This window comes from Alistipes provencensis, from assembly GCF_900083545.1.
Lineage (GTDB): Bacteria > Bacteroidota > Bacteroidia > Bacteroidales > Rikenellaceae > Alistipes > Alistipes provencensis.
Genome location: NZ_LT559262.1, coordinates 2,577,531 through 2,593,445, shown reverse-complemented (window position 1 = coordinate 2,593,445; position 15,915 = coordinate 2,577,531). Strand labels below are relative to the sequence as shown.

The window sequence follows — 15,915 nt, the reverse complement described above, 5'->3', positions numbered from 1 at the left end:
GCAAAAAATCCTCCCTTCTCGGGAGGATTTTCCGGAAAAAGATTTTCAGATCGGGCGAATACATCGGGCTTCGCATATCGGCAGCGGAGAACCGGATCAGAGAAGAGCGGACCAGCCATCGCCCCTGTAACCCGGCTCTTAGCCGGGGCGCAGAACCGGACCGGAGACGCATTAACGAACATCCGCCTCTAAATCCGGCGTCTTACGCCGGTATTCCATCGACGCCCAGATGAAGGGCCCCACGCCCTTGCAGTCGTTGTCGATCACCGGCTCGGAGATGTAATATTCGAACGTGCCGCTGCGCATCCCCTTGCCGCCCAGCCCGGCCACCGAACAGCAGTCGGTCAGCGAGATCGTGCCGTCGGGATTCTCCCGCACGAAACGGTCCACGAACTTCTCGTAGAGCCGCCGGGCCCCGGCACCCATCTCCACGGGCAGGTAGCCCAGCCGCACCCCTTTGAGCATGGCGTAGACGAACATCGCCGAGGCGGTCGATTCGAGGTAGTTGCCCTCGCGTCCCGGCTGGTCGAGGACCTGATACCACATGCCGGTCGCGGGATCGGCATATTGGGGCAGCACCTCATAGATATGGTTCAGAATATCGACCATCGGGCGCGTCGTGTCGTCCGCCCCGAGGTATTGCAGCGTCTCGACGATGGCCATGGCGTACCACCCCATCGCCCGGCCCCATGCGTGCGCCGACTGGCCGGTGGTCTTGTCGCACCAGAACATCTCGCGCGAATCGTCGTAGGCGTGGCGGTAGAGCCCCGTCACGGGGTCGTAGGTATGCGCGGCCACGACGACGAACTGGTTGACGATGTCGTCGACAGCCTTTTCGTATTCGGCACCCGAGAGGTATTTTTTGGCATATTCGGCATAGAACGGCTCGGCCATGTAGAGCCCGTCGAGCCACATCTGGCTGGGATAGACCTCCTTGTGCCAGAATCCGCCGTCGGGGTTGCGGGGCTGCTCCTGCAACTGCCGAAAGAGCGTGTCGAGCACCATTTTATAGCGCACCTCGCCCGTGCGGTCGTACAGGTCGAAGAGCATGCGCCCCGGACAGACGTGGTCGAGGTTGTACTTCGAACGCTTATAGGTCAGCACGCTCCCGTCGGGCTGCACGATCGAATCGAAATAGCGGTCGGCATAGGCCGTGAACTCCGGGATACGGTAGGCCGCGCCGGCGTCGGCAACGGCGAGCAGTTCGAGCCCCGTGGTGTAGTTCCACTTCACCTTGCCGGCGGGGATGCCGTCGAGCGTCATGGGCGAGGGGTTGCGGGCGATCTCACTTTGGGCCATACGCACGGCGAGCGGCGTCGAGGAGTCATACAGCGGGCTGCGCGAGGTGCAGGCGGCCAGCACGCACAGGGCAGGTATCAGCAATCGTTTCATGCGGTTTTGGTGTCTTGGTTTTCTTTCAGGTTATGGGTTTTCAGGTATTCGGCGGGCGACATGTGGTACTGCTCGCGGAAGCAGCGGCTGAAATAGCCCGGATCGGAGAAGCCCACCTTGTAGGCCACCTCCGACACAGAGAACTGCCCCGTGCGCAGCAGGAGTTTCGATTTGGTGATGCGGTACTCCTTGATCAGCTCGACGGGCGATTTTCCGGTGAGGCTCTTGAGTTTGTTGTACATCGTCGTACGGCCCAGCCCGAGGTGCGAGGCCAACTGGTCGATCGTGAGCTCCGAGTTCTCGACGTTCTCGCCCAGCCACGCCATCACCTCCTTCATAAACTCCTCGTCGCGGTCGGTGACGACGACATCCTCGACGACCAATTCGACGACCTTGTTGCGGGCCGACTGCGACGAGAATTTCTCGAAGAGTTTGCGCCGCTGAGTCAGGAGGTTGTCGATGCGGGCCAGCAGCAGTTCGATGCTGAACGGCTTGGTAATGTAGCCGTCGGCACCGAACTCCATGGCCTTCACCCGGTCGTCGGGCGAATGGCGGGCCGTGAGCATCACGATGGGGATGTGGCTCATCGTGAAGTCGTGGCGCACCTTGTCGATCAGTTCGATGCCGTCCATGCGGGGCATCATCAGGTCGGTGACGATGATATCGGGCATCTCGCTGCGAATCTTTTCGAGGGCCTCGACGCCGTCGTCGGCCTCGACGACATGGTAGGTATCGATCAGGCTGTTGTACATGAAGATGCGCAGTTCGCGGTTGTCCTCCACGAGCAGGATTTTCTGGGCATCCTTCGGCGGCGTGACATCGACGCGGCGCTGGCTGTCGGCGGGCGTGAAGTCACTGACCATATAGTCGTTGCGGCGATCACCATCACCTGCTCCGGCCCCCGAGAAGTCGATCTGCTCCATGCCGAAATGGGCATTGCCGAGGCAGAGTTTCACGGTGAAGGCGGCGCCCTCGCCCGGACGGCTCTCGACCGAGATTTCGCCGTGGTGCAGGGCCACGATGTCGCGGCACAGCGAGAGTCCGATGCCCGAACCCTTCATGTTGCTGTCCACGGCGCGCGAAGCCTGCGCAAAACGCTCGAAGATCATCCCCTGCTTGTCCTTCGGGATACCGATGCCCGTGTCGCGGACCGTGAGCAGCACGCACTCCTCCGCCTCGCGCAGCGAGAGGATCACCTCGACCTTACCGTCGTTGGGCGTGAATTTCAGGGCGTTGGACAACAGGTTATAAACCACGCTCTCCATGCGTTCGATGTCGACCCACACCAGCACCGAACGGCGCGAGACGGTGAAAAGCAGCTCGATCCGGCGTTCGGCGGCCAGTTCGCGGAAGTCGTCGAGGGCGTCCTCGACCAGCGGCACGAGGTCCACGCGCGAGATTTTCAGCTCCATCTTGTCCTTGACGATCTTGCGGAAGTCCAGCAGTTGATTGATGAGCGTCAGCATGCGCTTGGCGTTGCGGTGGGCCAGCGTGAGGCTGTTCTCGCCGCGGGGCGAGAGTTCGTCGTGCTTCTGCGCATCCTCGATGCCGCCCAGAATGAGCGTCAGCGGCGTGCGCAGTTCGTGGGAGATGTTGGTGAAGAAGCGCAGTTTCAGGTCGGTCATGTTCTGTTCGACACTCGCCTCGCGGCGGATGCGGATGACCGAGCTGGCAATGCGGTAGACCACGGCGATGACGACCAGCGCCAGCAGTATGTAGAGGGTTTTAGCCCACCATGTGAGCCAAGGGGGGGGGAGCACCTCGACCCCGATCGTGATCCCCTCGCCGGCCGCATCGGCGTTGCCGACGAAAGCCCTGACATGGAGCGTGTAGCTGCCGATCGGCACGTTGGAATAGGTCGCCCGGTTGGTAGTTCCCGAGATGTTCCAGTCGTGGTCGTAACCCTCCAACTTGTACATATAACCCACGATATGCTGGATGGCGAAATTGAGCGAGGCGAACTCCATGCGGAAATTCGAGAAATTGTAGGGCAGAACGATGCGGCCGGCCTCGGTCACCGACTCCGAGAGCGGCGAGCGGCGTCCCGCGACGACGGGTTTGTTGCGCACGTCGAGCCCCGTGAAACGCAGTTCGTAGTCGATCTTCGCAGCGCGGACCGCCTCGGGATCGAAGCGGTAGAGGTGGCGGCCGCTGCCGAAGAGCACGTCGCCCTGCGGCGCGGTGAGCGCCGTGGCCTCGCTGAAGACCGCGTTGCGCATGTTGTCGTAGAGGTAATAATTCGAGAAAATCCCGCGGCGCGGGTCGAAGCGCGACACGGCGTTGTGGGTCGAGACCCACAGGTCGCCCTGCCGGTCCTCGGTCAGGGCCATGCAGATGTTGCCGGCCAGTCCCGCCGTCTTGTCGTAGCAGCGGAACCGGGGCATCCCTTCGCCGTCATAGCCCGAGATCAGGTTCAGGCCGCCGCCGAAAGTCGCCAGCCAGATGCGGCCCTCCGAATCGCGGAGCATCTGGATGATGTCGTTGTTGCCCAGCGACTCCGCGTCGCCCGGAATCTTCTGCACCAGCCGGAAGCGCATCGATTTGGCACTGGCCCCCGGGTCGAAGACCAAAAGGCCGTCGACCGTGGCGGCGAACATCCGGTCCTGCCGGTCGTAAAGCAGCCACCGCACGCGCCCCGCCTCGTCCAGCGGATAGTGCGTCATCAGGTTGCCGGCATGGATGAACCGGTGCCCGGCGGGGTCTTCCAGCAGATTGATGCCCCCGCCGTAGGTCGCCACCCAGATACGTCCCGAACCGTCCTCCTCGACACAATAGACCTGATCGTCGCTGAGCGACCAAGCATCCGCTTCGGAATGGGTGAAATGCGTGACTTTATAGCCGCCGCCCTCGGGCGTCATGCGGTAGAGGCCCTCGCCCTTGGTGCCGACCCAGATGTTGCCCGAGGAGTCCTCCTTCAGGGCGTAGATCATACCCGTGCCCCGGCGGCCCTGCGCGGGAAGCGTGTAGACGGGTTTGTTCGCGGCGTCGAAAGCGATCAGCTCGCCGTCGCGCGTGCCGACCCACATCCGGCCCCGGCTGTCGGTCATCAGAGCGCGTATCTCGCCCGAAAGCGGATTCGGGGATTTCGAGTCGAGGGTGAAGACCTCGGCGGGCTGGCGCAGGATCACCGCCTTGCGCAAGCCGCGTTCGTGGTAGGTCGAGAGCCACAGCACGTCGTCGCGCACGTCGAAACGCACGACGGCGTTGGTCATCTGGCAGTTGGGGAGTTTGGGATCGTTGTAGAAAGGTTCTACCTCGTCGCGGTCGCGGTCGTAGTAGCCGAAGCCCCAGTTGTTCATCTTGATCCACAGCAGGCCGCCGCCCTCGGCGATCTTGGTCAGGGTGTCGATGTTGTAGGAGACGGTGTAGGGCTGCTGTTCGAAATGCTTGTAATCGTCCGTCGCGGGGTTGTAGCGCGTGATGCCCGTCTCGGCCGAAGTCACCCACACGATGCCGTGGGAGTCGGCCGCCAGATCGCGGATACGGCGCGGACGCGCCCCTTTGGGATTCAGCCGCGCCAGCCGGTCGCCCGACACGCGGTAGAGTTCCCCCGAACGGCTGCCGGCATAGACCGTCCTGCGCACCGAGTCGGCGACGATGGCCGTGAGCGGAGCGCCGCCGCCCGGCAGACGGGTGAGCGTGCCATCCCTGCGCCCTGCACGGACCACCTCGTCCGCCGTGGCGCAGTAGACATAGTCGGCATCGGCCGTAAACGAGAAAGCCGGGGAGGCCGTTTCGCAGAGCGTGCGGGCGGTCCGTTCCCCGGCGGCGACCCGGTTCAGGCGGCCGTCAGCCGTGGCGATCCAAGCGTCGCCCCCATTGTCGACATACATCGCCGTGACATCCCCGCCCAGTACCGGAGCGTCGAAAAAGGCGTCGATGCGCACGGGCGACGCGTCGTCGGCATCGCCGAAACGCGCCACGCCCAGTCCGGCAATGGCCACCCATGTGCCGCCGCGACCGTCGTGCAGGCAGTGTGTCATGCGGTAGTGCTGCGAATCGACGCCCTCGACGAGCGATACCACGTCCTCGAACTGCTCGGTATAGCGGTTGAGCCGGTAGACATGGAAATTATAGGTCGTGAACCAGAGGTGTCCGTTCGAATCCTCGCTCACGGAGATGAAGCGGTGGTGCGACAGGGGCGAGAAATCGCCCGGCGTGGTGCTGAAATTCTTGAAGGTGTATCCGTCGAAACGGCTGACGCCGTACCATGTGCAGACCCACACGAATCCGCGCGAATCGGTATAGATGTCGGCGATACGGTCGTGCGTCATTCCGTCCAGCGTGGAGTAGGTCTGGAAAAGGCACTGCGGAGGCGTCGCCCGGGCGATCGGGACGGTGGCGAGCAGCAAAAGGGTCAGCAACAGTCGTTTCATAGTAAATTAAACAAATCCGGTCTTCCCAATATAGCAAAAAGGACGGACATTTCCAAAATCGAATTGCGCGCAGTGCGGCAAAACGGTCCGACACATAAAAGTGTCGTTACGACACCAATATACGAAAAATCGGATTCCAAGCTATTTTTCAAAGGCCGCAAGCACCTGCCGGGCCTCTTTTTCCGTGAGCTGCCGCGACCATTTCACGCGGCTGCGGGGAGCGGCGCCGGGGCCTTCAGAGCCGTATTCGGCATAGAAGACAGTCTTTTGCGCATGCGGCTTCGACCAGTCGTGCCACCCTTCGGGCAGGATGTGCGCCCCCATTTCACAGCCGATAAAGACCGTCTGCGCATGATCGCGCCACGGACGCCCCAGCCAACAGCGCGCGACACCTTCGGCAGCGGTCAGACGGCAGTTTTCAAAGATAAGTCCGCACGCCTGTCCCCGGCAGGTCGAAGCCGCCGTGATGTAGGAATCGGCCGTCGAACGAATCTCGCAGTTGCGGAACAGCGCCGCGGCCGAGCCGAAGATAAAATCGGTCGTACCTTCGACATAACACTCCTCGAACAGTATCCGGGCATTTTCCGTGACGGTCTCCCCGTCGCGGTTGCCGGCGCCGTAGAGGTAGAGCGTGTCCTGATTGCCGAGGAAACGACAGCCGATGAAGTGCAGTCCGGTGCCGAAGCACTGCACGGCGACCGCCTGCCCCACCCTCCCGGCGGAGTTTTCGAACGTCAGTCCGCGCACCGTCCAGCCGTCGCCGCCGAAATAGACGGTCGAAGAGCCCGAAGTGCCCAGCGGCCGCCCGGTGGCTCCAGTCTTCGCGGCGTAATCGTCCCATGTAACCGTCACTGCCCCACGGCTTTCAAGCACCACATTACGCTTGGTGGCGGGAATGGCGATCTTCTCACGGTAGGTGCCTTCGCAGACAAGGATGCGGGTCGTGTCGCGGCAGAAGTCGGGAACGGCGGCCACGGCCTCCGTCAAGGTGAAGAAATCGCCCGAACCGTCCTGTGCGACCACGAAATCGGAGGTTTTCAGACAGCGTCCCAGTTCGGGAATCAGCTCCGGAAGCCGCGCGGCGATCATCCGCGCCACGGTGCGGGCCCCGCGGACATTGAGGTGCGTGTTGTCCTGCCGCCCGTCGGGCCAGCGGGGATTGGTTCCCGGCTCAACCCACATATAGTACGCTGTCGACGCCTCGTCCCCGAGCCGTGACACCCATTCGCGGGTCAGCCGTTCGGCGTCGATCAGCACCGTGCCCGTTTCGGCCGAAACACGGCGCACGGCGGCGGCATAGGGCCCGTGGGTATCGTCCAGCACGCCGTCGGTAAAACGGCGGCGCACGATGGGCGTCAGCAGTACCGGAACGGCTCCCCGTTCGCGCGTCTCGGCCACATAGCGGCGTAGGTTCGCGGCATACTGCACCGGGGAGGCGTAGCGGGTCGAGTCGCTCTGTTTCTGGTCGTTGTGCCCGAACTGGATGAAGACGTAATCGCCCGGCCGCAACCCGTCGCAAACAGTTTTCCAGCGGCCCTCGTCGCGGAACGACTTGGTGGAACGGCCATTGGCAGCGTGGTTGCAGACCGTAACCGAGCCGTCGAACAACGGCCGGAACAACTGTCCCCATCCCCGCTCGGGATTCTGTTTCGCAAGCTCCTTCGTGGCACAGGTCGAATCGCCGATCAAGTAGACATGCAGGTTTCGTCCGCAGGCAACACCGGCGAATAACAGACAGATCGTCAGCAGGAAAAGGCGTTTCATCTCAAGTTAAGGTTCAAGCCGGCAGCTATTCCAAAGCAGTGTAGGTTCCGCCTGCGGTCTGGGCGACGGAAATCTCCCTGACGAGGAAGTGAAAATAGACCTCGATATTGGGATAAATGCCCTGCGGGTCGAGCGTCGTGGCGTTGGCGTCGGAGGCGTCGTTCGGGTCGAGCCCCAGCAGCGTCTCGTAATAGTCGGGAATGCCGTCGCCGTCGGTATCGGTCGCGGCGCGCCGTATCTCCTCATCGGTGGCCGTGAGTTCGGGCCAGCCGCCGACGGCGGATTGAGTATCGATAATGCCTCCCGTCGAGCCGTTGCCGCCATTCGGAAAGGTAGCCTCTCCGCTGCGGGCATCGCTCTCGGCGCGCTTGTCGACGGCATCGCGGCTGAGCGAAGCCCCGGCGTATTTCAGCACGGCATCGAAGGCATCGGCTGCCGAATGGGTCGTCGTGTGGCAGACCTGCGTATCGCCGGCCCTGACGGACAGCGGAGCGGAAAGGCGTCCGGCCGTTTTCGAGGGATCGTCGCCCTGCGGATGGTAATAGACACCCAACCAGTTATCGCCGTTGATCGCCGAAGCATAGCCGCCCGCATGGTAGTTCCCGGACATATAGAGCCGGGGATAGGCCGAACCCACGTTCGAAGAGGAGTTGTACCAGTAGGCATCGACGAAATAGTTGCGCTCTTTCGAAGCCGGCCCGGGCTTGTAATAGTTGTTCACGATGTTGAACGAGCCGTCCTCACCGCCGTAGGTCGTGTTGCTGCCCCAGTTGTAAATCACGTTGTTGCGGTAATCGACATTTCCCCGGTGAGTCGAGAGGTAGCTGCCGTAGATACCCGGATGGTCGATGCGGGCATTGCGGCTGTCGTGATTGGCCAGCATGTTATGGTGGAACGAGGCGTTCCTGCCGCCCCAGATGCCGCCGTAACCATGCTCGCCCTTGCCGTGCGCCGATTTGCGCAGGCTCTCGGTCAGCAGGCACCACTGCATCGTGAAGTTGCGGTTGGCATAGAACGAGGCGCACTCGTCGATCGACCACGACATCGAGCAGTGGTCGAGGATGATATCCGTGCGATAACGTCCCCAAATGGTATCCGACCCATCGGAAAGATTACCGCCTTTATTCAGGTCGCCCAAGCGGAAACGCATGTAACGGACAATGACATTGTCGGCATCGATCACGACCGTACCGCCGCTCACACAAATCCCGTTGCCCGGAGCCGTCTGCCCGGCAATGGTCAGGTTTCCATTCTTGATGCGCAAATCGCTGAGCAGTTCGATCGTTCCCGCCACGTCGAAGACGACGATGCGCTTACCCGAAGCCTCGACAGCCGCACGCAGCGATCCCGTACCCGAATCGTTGAGGTTGGTGACGTGGCAGACCTTGCCGCCGCGCCCGCCCGTGACGTACATGCCGCCGCCCTCGGCACCCGGAAAGGCGCGCAGCACGCCGTCGTTCTCGTTGGCCAAGGGAAGCCCCAGATCCGCACCCGGATCGACGGGCGAACCGCCGGCCGTAAAGGTAACCTCTTCGGAAAAAGCGGAATCCTGCCATTCGGCCGAGCCGAGCGGCGCCACGGCGCACACCCGGAAGCGGTAGGTCACGCCCGCTTCCAGTGCGAAGCGCTGGGAGGTAAGGCTCGTCGTGGCCGTTTTCTCGGGGGCAGAGGCACCCCCGGCATAGAGCTCGAAGGTGAAGCGCACGGCCTCGACCTGCGCCGAGACCGACCAGCGGACAATAGCCGTCAGGTCGGAGACCGAGAACGTCACGTCGGGCACGGGAAGGGTCTTCCGCTCGGGAGCCGCCTCGGTGGAGTCGCCGCCGCATCCGGCCGTAAGCACCAGAAAAGCGGGCAGCATATATAAAAACAAATTGCGTATCATGTAATCAGCTATTTAATAACGACATAACGGGCCGCGCTTTTGGAAAGGTCCGCATTTTCCCGGGTGATCTGTGCCGAGGAGACAGCGATGCCGCGGTTGCGGCTGCCCGTCACAACCAGAGCGCGCTCCATGCCTGCGGGCGTTATGAAGCCCTCGGCATGGAGGTTCTTCACGTTGTTGAGCATCAGCGCAGGCCCCTGCTCGGGGACGATCTGCACGTTGCGCAGCACGACGTCCGAAGATTCGTTGATCCGGGCTCCGGTCCGGGCATAAATATAGGTATTCTCGACCGTCACATGCTCGACGTTCATCTCCGGCAGGCCGTTGAAATACATCGCACGGCGGGCGCCGCGGCACCAGACGTTGCGGATATGGATGTTCCGGAACGTGGGCGTAGTTTCGTCGACAGCCTTGGGAGCCACGTCCGTAGGCTCGGCTTCGGCTCCCGCGGCAAGCGCCTCGGAGGCCGATTTGCCGCCGTAGAAAAGGTCGAACAGCAGCGGTTCCTGCAGGATGTTGTTCATGGCGATATCCTCGATCCAGATATGCTCCACCACCCCGCCGCGGCCGCGCGTGGACTTGAAGCGCAGGCCCACGTCGGTGCCCGAGAAGACGCAGTTCGAGACCTTGACGTTGCGCACGCCGCCCGACATTTCGCTGCCGACGACGAAACCGCCGTGGCCGTGGAAGACGATGCAGTTGTCGACGAGGATGTTCTCGCACGGAATGCCGCGGTCGCGGCCCGCCTGATCCTTGCCGCTCTTGATGCAGATGCCGTCGTCGCCCACGTCGAAGCGCGAATTGGTCAGCACGACATTTCGGCACGACTCGATGTCGATGCCGTCGCTGTTCTGGGCATAGTCGGGGCAGCGGACCGTAATGTCGTTGACGATCAGGTTGGTGCACATCGCCGGATGGATGTTCCAGCAGGGGGAGTTCTGGAAAGTGACGCCTTCCAGCAGGACATTTTCGCAGTTGTGGATGGCGACCATGACCGGACGCAGGAAATCGCGCATGCGTTCGAAATCGTCGCGCGTTTCGGCCCACGTCGAGACATTCTGGTCGGCGCCCGAGGAGGCTCCGAACTTATAGCTTTCCGAAGGGTACCATGTCTTTTCATCGTCGGAGAGCACACCGCCGCTCTGCACCAGCTCTTTCCACTGGCGGGGATTGAGTTTGTCCTTCTTCACGGCGCGCCACGCATCGCCGTTCCCGTCGATCACGCCGCGGCCCGTGACGGCCACGTTCCGGACACCGCGGGCCGACAGCGGCGACTGGCAGCGCAGGGTGTTGAGTCCCTCGAAAGTGGTTTCGACCAAAGGATAGAGCGACTTGTCGTCGCTGAAGACGATCACGGCATTCTGTCCGACGTGGAGTTCGATGTTGTCTTTCAACACGATAGGGCCCGTAAACCAGACCCCTTCGGGGACCTCCACGCGGCCGCCTCCGCGGGCCGTCAGGGCGTCGATGGCATCGGCAAAAGCTCCGGTATTGAGCGTATGGCCGTCGCCCACGCCGCCGAAGTCGGCGACGCTGACCCTGCGGTCGGGGATTGCGGGCCGCGCGACATGCGGCATTTCGAACGGTTGCCCGCCGGGGGAAGAAGCCGCGTGCGGAGTGCGGGCCCGGCCATCCGCGGTCGTTATCAGGATCGCCGCCGCACAGATCGTCACAAATTTCAGGTTCATAAGAGAGGTAGTTTTATTCGTATACTTAAAATTTTCGGAATTTCAGGTATACAAAAGTAAACTGCCTCAGCCTATCGGACCGGGATTTTTTGACGCAAACGATGTACTTTTTTTCAAAACTACGGAATCCGCGAGACGACGACCGCCGTGCGGGCCGAACGGACCGATTCCATCAGCCCCAAAACACACTGGGTGTCGCTGCGGTCCTTGAGCCATTCGCTCTTGCGCCAGATCATTTCGAACACATAGTCGATACGTCCGCGGGCGTCGGGAGCAAGCTGGAACAGGTAGCTGGTCTTGTCGTCGATCTGCGAGACCACCTGCTTCTGCGGCACGGCGACGGCCAGCCCGACGCTCTCCTTCTCCCATTTCAGGGTGTCGTTCTCGGGATAATCGCGTCCGAAAGCGGCGATCACGTTGTCGTCCCTATAGACCTTGTTCCCGGCCATCTTCATCACGCCCGTCGTGAAGATCAGCCCCTTGAAATCGCCCTCGATGCGGTTCTCGACCTGCACGTCGCCGTGCCCGGCATAGAGGATGTAACGCGAAGTCATCGTAATCTCACGGCCGCCGTATTTCCACCCCTCGACCCGCATCTCGACGATCGTGCGGATGGGGCCTTTGGCCAGAATGCGGGCTTCGCGGCGTTTGAAATCGGCGATGTGGACCATCTTGTTCTTTTCGGCATCCCAGCCTTTGAGTGCCCCCACGCCCACCGAGCCGAAGACCCGCAGGTTGTCGTGTCCGTAACCGGCGGCCAACTGTTCGTCCGAGGGGTACCACATCGTCTCGGCCAGTTCCAGCCGGGGGCGTTTCTTACCGTAGGTGTCGATGGTCTGCTTGTTGTCGAAATAGATGCGGTAGGCGGCATATTCCGACTCGAAAGCCGGGCCGTGGTGGTGGAGCTTGTGGTACATGTCGTTCTGCGTCGAGGAGAGCGTATCGGCCGCCCGCAGGCTCTTATCCGGATTCTTCAGCCACATCTGGGCGTGCACGCGGCTCTTGAACACCCGCTTGTCGGGTTCCGAGGAGTAGACCACGCGAAAATTCTGCTGCCCGGAGATGTTGGCCACGAAGACCAGTTCGCCCAACCGTTTATCCAACTGGGACGGGATCTGGTGAACGCCCCCGAGCGACACGACGGCGCTCTGGGCCCACTCGGGCACATCCCGGATGACGACCGGGCATTCAAGCCGCGAACCCGTGACGGTTACGCGGTAGTTGCATTTCTGGGTCTTGGCGTTCAGGGTGCAGACGGCACCGAGGGCCAGCAAAAGAGTTAAAATCCGTTTCATGCTGTTTCAGTTTTTCAATGATTCGTTCCGGTTCCGCGCAGCGGCCGCTCACAGCGTTCTCCGGCCGCAGGCCGTGCGGCAGCGGATGCCGCGACACGGCAGCACACCATATATAATATACGACGAAGGGGTTTCAAAACGCGCCCGGAGATTTATGCAAATATATAAATTTTGACCGCAATTCTTTGAATTTACCCAAAAAGATTCTATATTTGCACACCCTTTCGGAGCTAACAGCCGGGAGGCGTGACCGGAGAGGTGGGTGAGTGGCTGAAACCACCGGTTTGCTAAACCGACGTACGGGGCAACCTGTACCACGAGTTCGAATCTCGTCCTCTCCGCCAAGGAATCCTGCAAATAGACGTTTGCAGGATTTTTACTTTCAGACCATCTGTCATTATCCGGATTATGGGCAACCGACTGTTGAATATCGTACGCATCTCCGCAATGATGCTTCTGCTGGTGGCAGGGGTGTACGGTTATCTCTGTTACGAAAAGACCCGGATCGCCGGGTGGTTACCCGTTGTTCTCGCCGTCGGCGGAGCCGTGGTCACGATGCCGATCCTTTCACGGCGGTGGAACCGGCTGACGGGGTCCGACGACCGGGACATAAACCGGTTGTGCCACCTGTTCGGAGTCGGAACCGCGCTCTATTTCCTCCTCATGGGCGGCAATTACCTGCTGGCAGACCCGGCGTCGGAGTACGGCGAGCAGATCACCGTCATGGAGAAAATCCACAAAGTGCGCCGCCACCGTCACCGCGTCGGACACCGTTCGGTGCAGGGCCGGACTTACGATGTTTTCTACCTGCGGATCACGTTCGCCGACGGCATGCGCCGGAAGATGCAGGTATCGTCGTCGGTCTACAACTCCTGCCGGGAGGATCACCCGAAAACGGTCACCATGCGGCGCGGGTTCTTCGGCTTTCCGGTGATCGGGCGTTTCGGCGCCCCCGACAAACAGCAGCGTTAATCCCGCCGCCATTCACTCCATTTCGGTCAGGTGTTTCCAGTAACGGCGCGGCATCATGCGGCGCTGGAGGCGTTCGTTCGTCCGCTGGGGAATGGCCAGCGCCCGGAAATAATTTTTCCACAAAAGCTGGAACTGCCGTTCGTCCTCGGCAAGCCACTCGTCGGCGAGTTTGTCGGCGATCATCCCCCGGTCGTCCTCCAGCGTGATGCGGCGCGCCGAGGTACAGTCGTAATAGTATCCATAGTCGCGTTTGCGGTCGTAGATGAGCCACCGCTGGTCGGCGAAACGGTCGATGAAATAGTCCAGCGCCAGCGGCAGGGCGTTGTGCTCGGGTGTCACGGCAGCGAAAAAGGTGCCGTCGGCGGCTTTCTGGAGCCGGACGAACTGCTTCATGCGCTCGCGTTCGTGGGAGACCTGAAGCGCCAGCCGGTGCAGAGCCTTCATGTCGGGATCGCCCTGATCGGCGACGACGCCCCCGCCCTCGTCGAAAACACGCCGCAGGCAGCGCAGCATCAGCAGGTCGCTTCCGGCCTGCTCCCCATGCCAAGCATAGACGAACATCGACCGGGCGCGGGCGACAAGCCGCCGTTCGAGCCCCCGCCACACGCGGGAGGCATGCGCCTCGTCGGTCACAACGTCGTGGACGCGCTCCGTAAAGAGCGGTTCGGGCTCCCCGGGGCCGATCAGCGATTCGGGGAACATATGCAACGAATAGGCGTCGAACACGGCCGACAGCAACCCGTCGAAAGTTTTATCGTAACGAAAGACCAGCATGGGCGTCAAAACAGGGTCAGTTGGCCCTCGTTCTTATCGGATTTCCGCCGCTGCGGGGCGGTGAGCAGGCGGCGCACCTGCTCCGGGCGGAGTTCGTTGACCCCCTGCCCCATGGACAGTTCGCGGCAGAGGATGAAATACTGCGCCTTCTTCATCACCACGCCGATCTGCTTCAGGGAGTGCTGCGTCAGCATCCGGTAGCGGCGCGAGGCGACGATCAGCCGCGCCGACTTGACCCCGATGCCCGGCACGCGCAGCAACATCTCGTAGTCGGCGCGGTTGACGTCGACCGGAAAGTATTCGGGATGCCGCAAGGCCCAAGCCAGCTTGGGGTCGATCTCCAGATCGAGGCGCGGCGTGCGCTCGTCGGCGATCTCGTCGGCCCGGAATCCATAGAAACGCATCAGCCAGTCGGCCTGATAGAGCCGGTTCTCACGCACGAGGGGCGCCTTGTCCAGCGCGGGCAGCCGTTTGTCATAGGGATTCACCGGGATGAAACCCGAATAGTAGACGCGCTTCATCGTGGGACGGTCGTAGAGCGACGACGAGAGCAGCAGGATGTCGCGGTCGCTCTCGTCGGTGGCCCCGACGATCATCTGCGTGCTCTGCCCCGCAGGGACGAAGCGGGGCGCATGACGGAAGCGGGCGCGCTCCTCGGCGCTTTGCAGCACCCCCTGCTGGATGTAGCTCATCGGGCGGTAGATGCTCTCGTAGTTCTTGTCGGGAGCCAGCAGCAACAGGTTGCGCTCCGTCGGAATTTCGATATTGACGCTCATGCGGTCGGCATAGCGTCCCGCCTCGGCGACCAGTTCGGGGCTGGCGCCGGGAATGCTTTTCAGGTGGATGTAGCCGTTGAAACGGTGGACCGTGCGCAGGTCGCGGACCACGCGGACCATGCGTTCCATCGTGTAGTCGGGATTGCGGACGACGCCCGACGAGAGGAACAGCCCCTCGATGTAGTTGCGGCGGAAGAACTCGATCGTCAGTTCGGTCAGTTCGCCGGGCGTGAAGGCCGCGCGCGGAATGTCGTTGCTGCGGCGGTTGATGCAGTAGGCGCAGTCGTAGATGCAGACGTTGGTGAGCATGATCTTCAGCAGCGAGACGCAGCGGCCGTCGGCCGTGAAGGAGTGGCAGATCCCCCCCCCCGCCGTGCTGCCCACATCGCCCGGGCGGTTGCGGCGCGTGACGCCGCTCGACGCGCACGAGACGTCGTATTTGGCCGATTCGGCCAGCACCTTGAGTTTTTCCAGCACGGTTGCTTTCACGACGGCAAGATATCGTTTTTTTTCGAAAAACACGGGGCTTCGGCCCGCTATTTTCCCGCATTTTTCCCAGATCGCTGTGTGCGTGGGAAATAAAAAAACGAGGCGGTTCGCACCGCCTCGCTCGTATGGGTTAAGGGGAAAATCCCCGAAGATCGTTCTCTGTCCGGACTCGTTCTTAGAATCTCCGGCCGCGGTTGCCGCCGCCGTAGCCACCGCCGCGGTTGCCGCCGAAACCACCCGAAGGACGCTCCTCACGCGGACGAGCCTCGTTTACGGTGATCGTCTGGCCCTCGAAGTTGGTGCCGTTGAGCTGTTCCATTGCCTTCCGAGCCTGCTCGTCATCGGGCATTTCGACAAAGCCGAAACCGCGCGAACGACCCGTTTCCCGGTCAGTGATGACGTTGGCCGAAGCGACTTCGCCAAACTGTGCGAATAAATTTCCTAAGCCTTCACTGCTCGTGCCCCAGCTCAGATGCGAAACATAAATGTTCATTCTGCTAAAAA

General features: G+C 61.8%; 10 protein-coding genes and 1 tRNA gene. 2 read left to right on the top strand and 9 right to left on the bottom strand.

Annotation, left to right across the window (positions count from 1 at the left end; translation table 11 throughout):
* Positions 1 to 171 precede the first annotated feature (171 nt).
* The 6 genes from BN5935_RS10025 to BN5935_RS10000 all read right to left on the bottom strand — a co-directional run bounded on the left by BN5935_RS10025 (position 172) and on the right by BN5935_RS10000 (position 12,400).
* Positions 172 to 1,392, bottom strand: a complete 1,221-nt coding sequence (locus BN5935_RS10025; protein ID WP_064975988.1) for a glycoside hydrolase family 88/105 protein — start codon at positions 1,390 to 1,392, stop codon at positions 172 to 174.
* Positions 1,389 to 5,768, bottom strand: a complete 4,380-nt coding sequence (locus BN5935_RS10020; protein WP_082944099.1) for a hybrid sensor histidine kinase/response regulator transcription factor — start codon at positions 5,766 to 5,768, stop codon at positions 1,389 to 1,391. The genes BN5935_RS10025 and BN5935_RS10020 overlap by 4 nt, the downstream gene beginning before the upstream one ends.
* 141 nt (positions 5,769 to 5,909) lie before the next feature.
* Entirely contained in the window at positions 5,910 to 7,532 is a 1,623-nt protein-coding gene (locus BN5935_RS10015) for a pectinesterase family protein (protein WP_147625804.1), read from the bottom strand.
* Positions 7,533 to 7,557: 25 nt separating this feature from the next.
* Positions 7,558 to 9,393 carry a pectate lyase gene (locus BN5935_RS10010; protein ID WP_235821072.1) on the bottom strand — a complete coding sequence of 612 codons (1,836 nt, stop codon included), beginning with the start codon at positions 9,391 to 9,393 and terminating at the stop codon, positions 7,558 to 7,560.
* 32 nt (positions 9,394 to 9,425) lie between these two features.
* On the bottom strand, positions 9,426 to 11,105 hold the full coding sequence (locus BN5935_RS10005) for a glycoside hydrolase family 28 protein (RefSeq protein ID WP_064975985.1): 1,680 nt from the start codon (positions 11,103 to 11,105) through the stop codon (positions 9,426 to 9,428).
* Positions 11,106 to 11,224: 119 nt separating this feature from the next.
* Positions 11,225 to 12,400: a DUF4861 family protein gene (locus BN5935_RS10000; RefSeq protein WP_064975984.1), complete on the bottom strand. Its 1,176-nt coding sequence runs from the start codon at positions 12,398 to 12,400 to the stop codon at positions 11,225 to 11,227.
* 252 nt (positions 12,401 to 12,652) lie between these two features.
* On the opposite strand from BN5935_RS10000, the gene BN5935_RS09995 reads away from it, so the two are divergent.
* Positions 12,653 to 12,744: transfer RNA gene (locus BN5935_RS09995), tRNA-Ser, on the top strand.
* A 64-nt stretch (positions 12,745 to 12,808) separates the two neighbouring features.
* Complete coding sequence (locus BN5935_RS09990; protein WP_064975983.1) at positions 12,809 to 13,372, top strand: hypothetical protein; 564 nt, start codon at positions 12,809 to 12,811, stop codon at positions 13,370 to 13,372.
* Between the two features lie 12 nt (positions 13,373 to 13,384).
* Here BN5935_RS09990 and BN5935_RS09985 read toward each other — a convergent pair whose 3' ends face one another.
* The 3 genes from BN5935_RS09985 to BN5935_RS09975 all read right to left on the bottom strand — a co-directional run bounded on the left by BN5935_RS09985 (position 13,385) and on the right by BN5935_RS09975 (position 15,904).
* On the bottom strand, positions 13,385 to 14,146 hold the full coding sequence (locus BN5935_RS09985; protein WP_064976919.1) for a TIGR03915 family putative DNA repair protein: 762 nt from the start codon (positions 14,144 to 14,146) through the stop codon (positions 13,385 to 13,387).
* A gap of 5 nt (positions 14,147 to 14,151) precedes the next feature.
* The gene (locus BN5935_RS09980; protein WP_064976918.1) at positions 14,152 to 15,411 is read right to left on the bottom strand and encodes a putative DNA modification/repair radical SAM protein; all 1,260 of its coding nucleotides are present in this window, start codon (positions 15,409 to 15,411) and stop codon (positions 14,152 to 14,154) included.
* Between the two features lie 175 nt (positions 15,412 to 15,586).
* Positions 15,587 to 15,904 (bottom strand): RNA recognition motif domain-containing protein, encoded by a 318-nt coding sequence (locus BN5935_RS09975; protein ID WP_010258564.1) that lies wholly within the window; start codon positions 15,902 to 15,904, stop codon positions 15,587 to 15,589.
* Positions 15,905 to 15,915 lie beyond the last annotated feature (11 nt).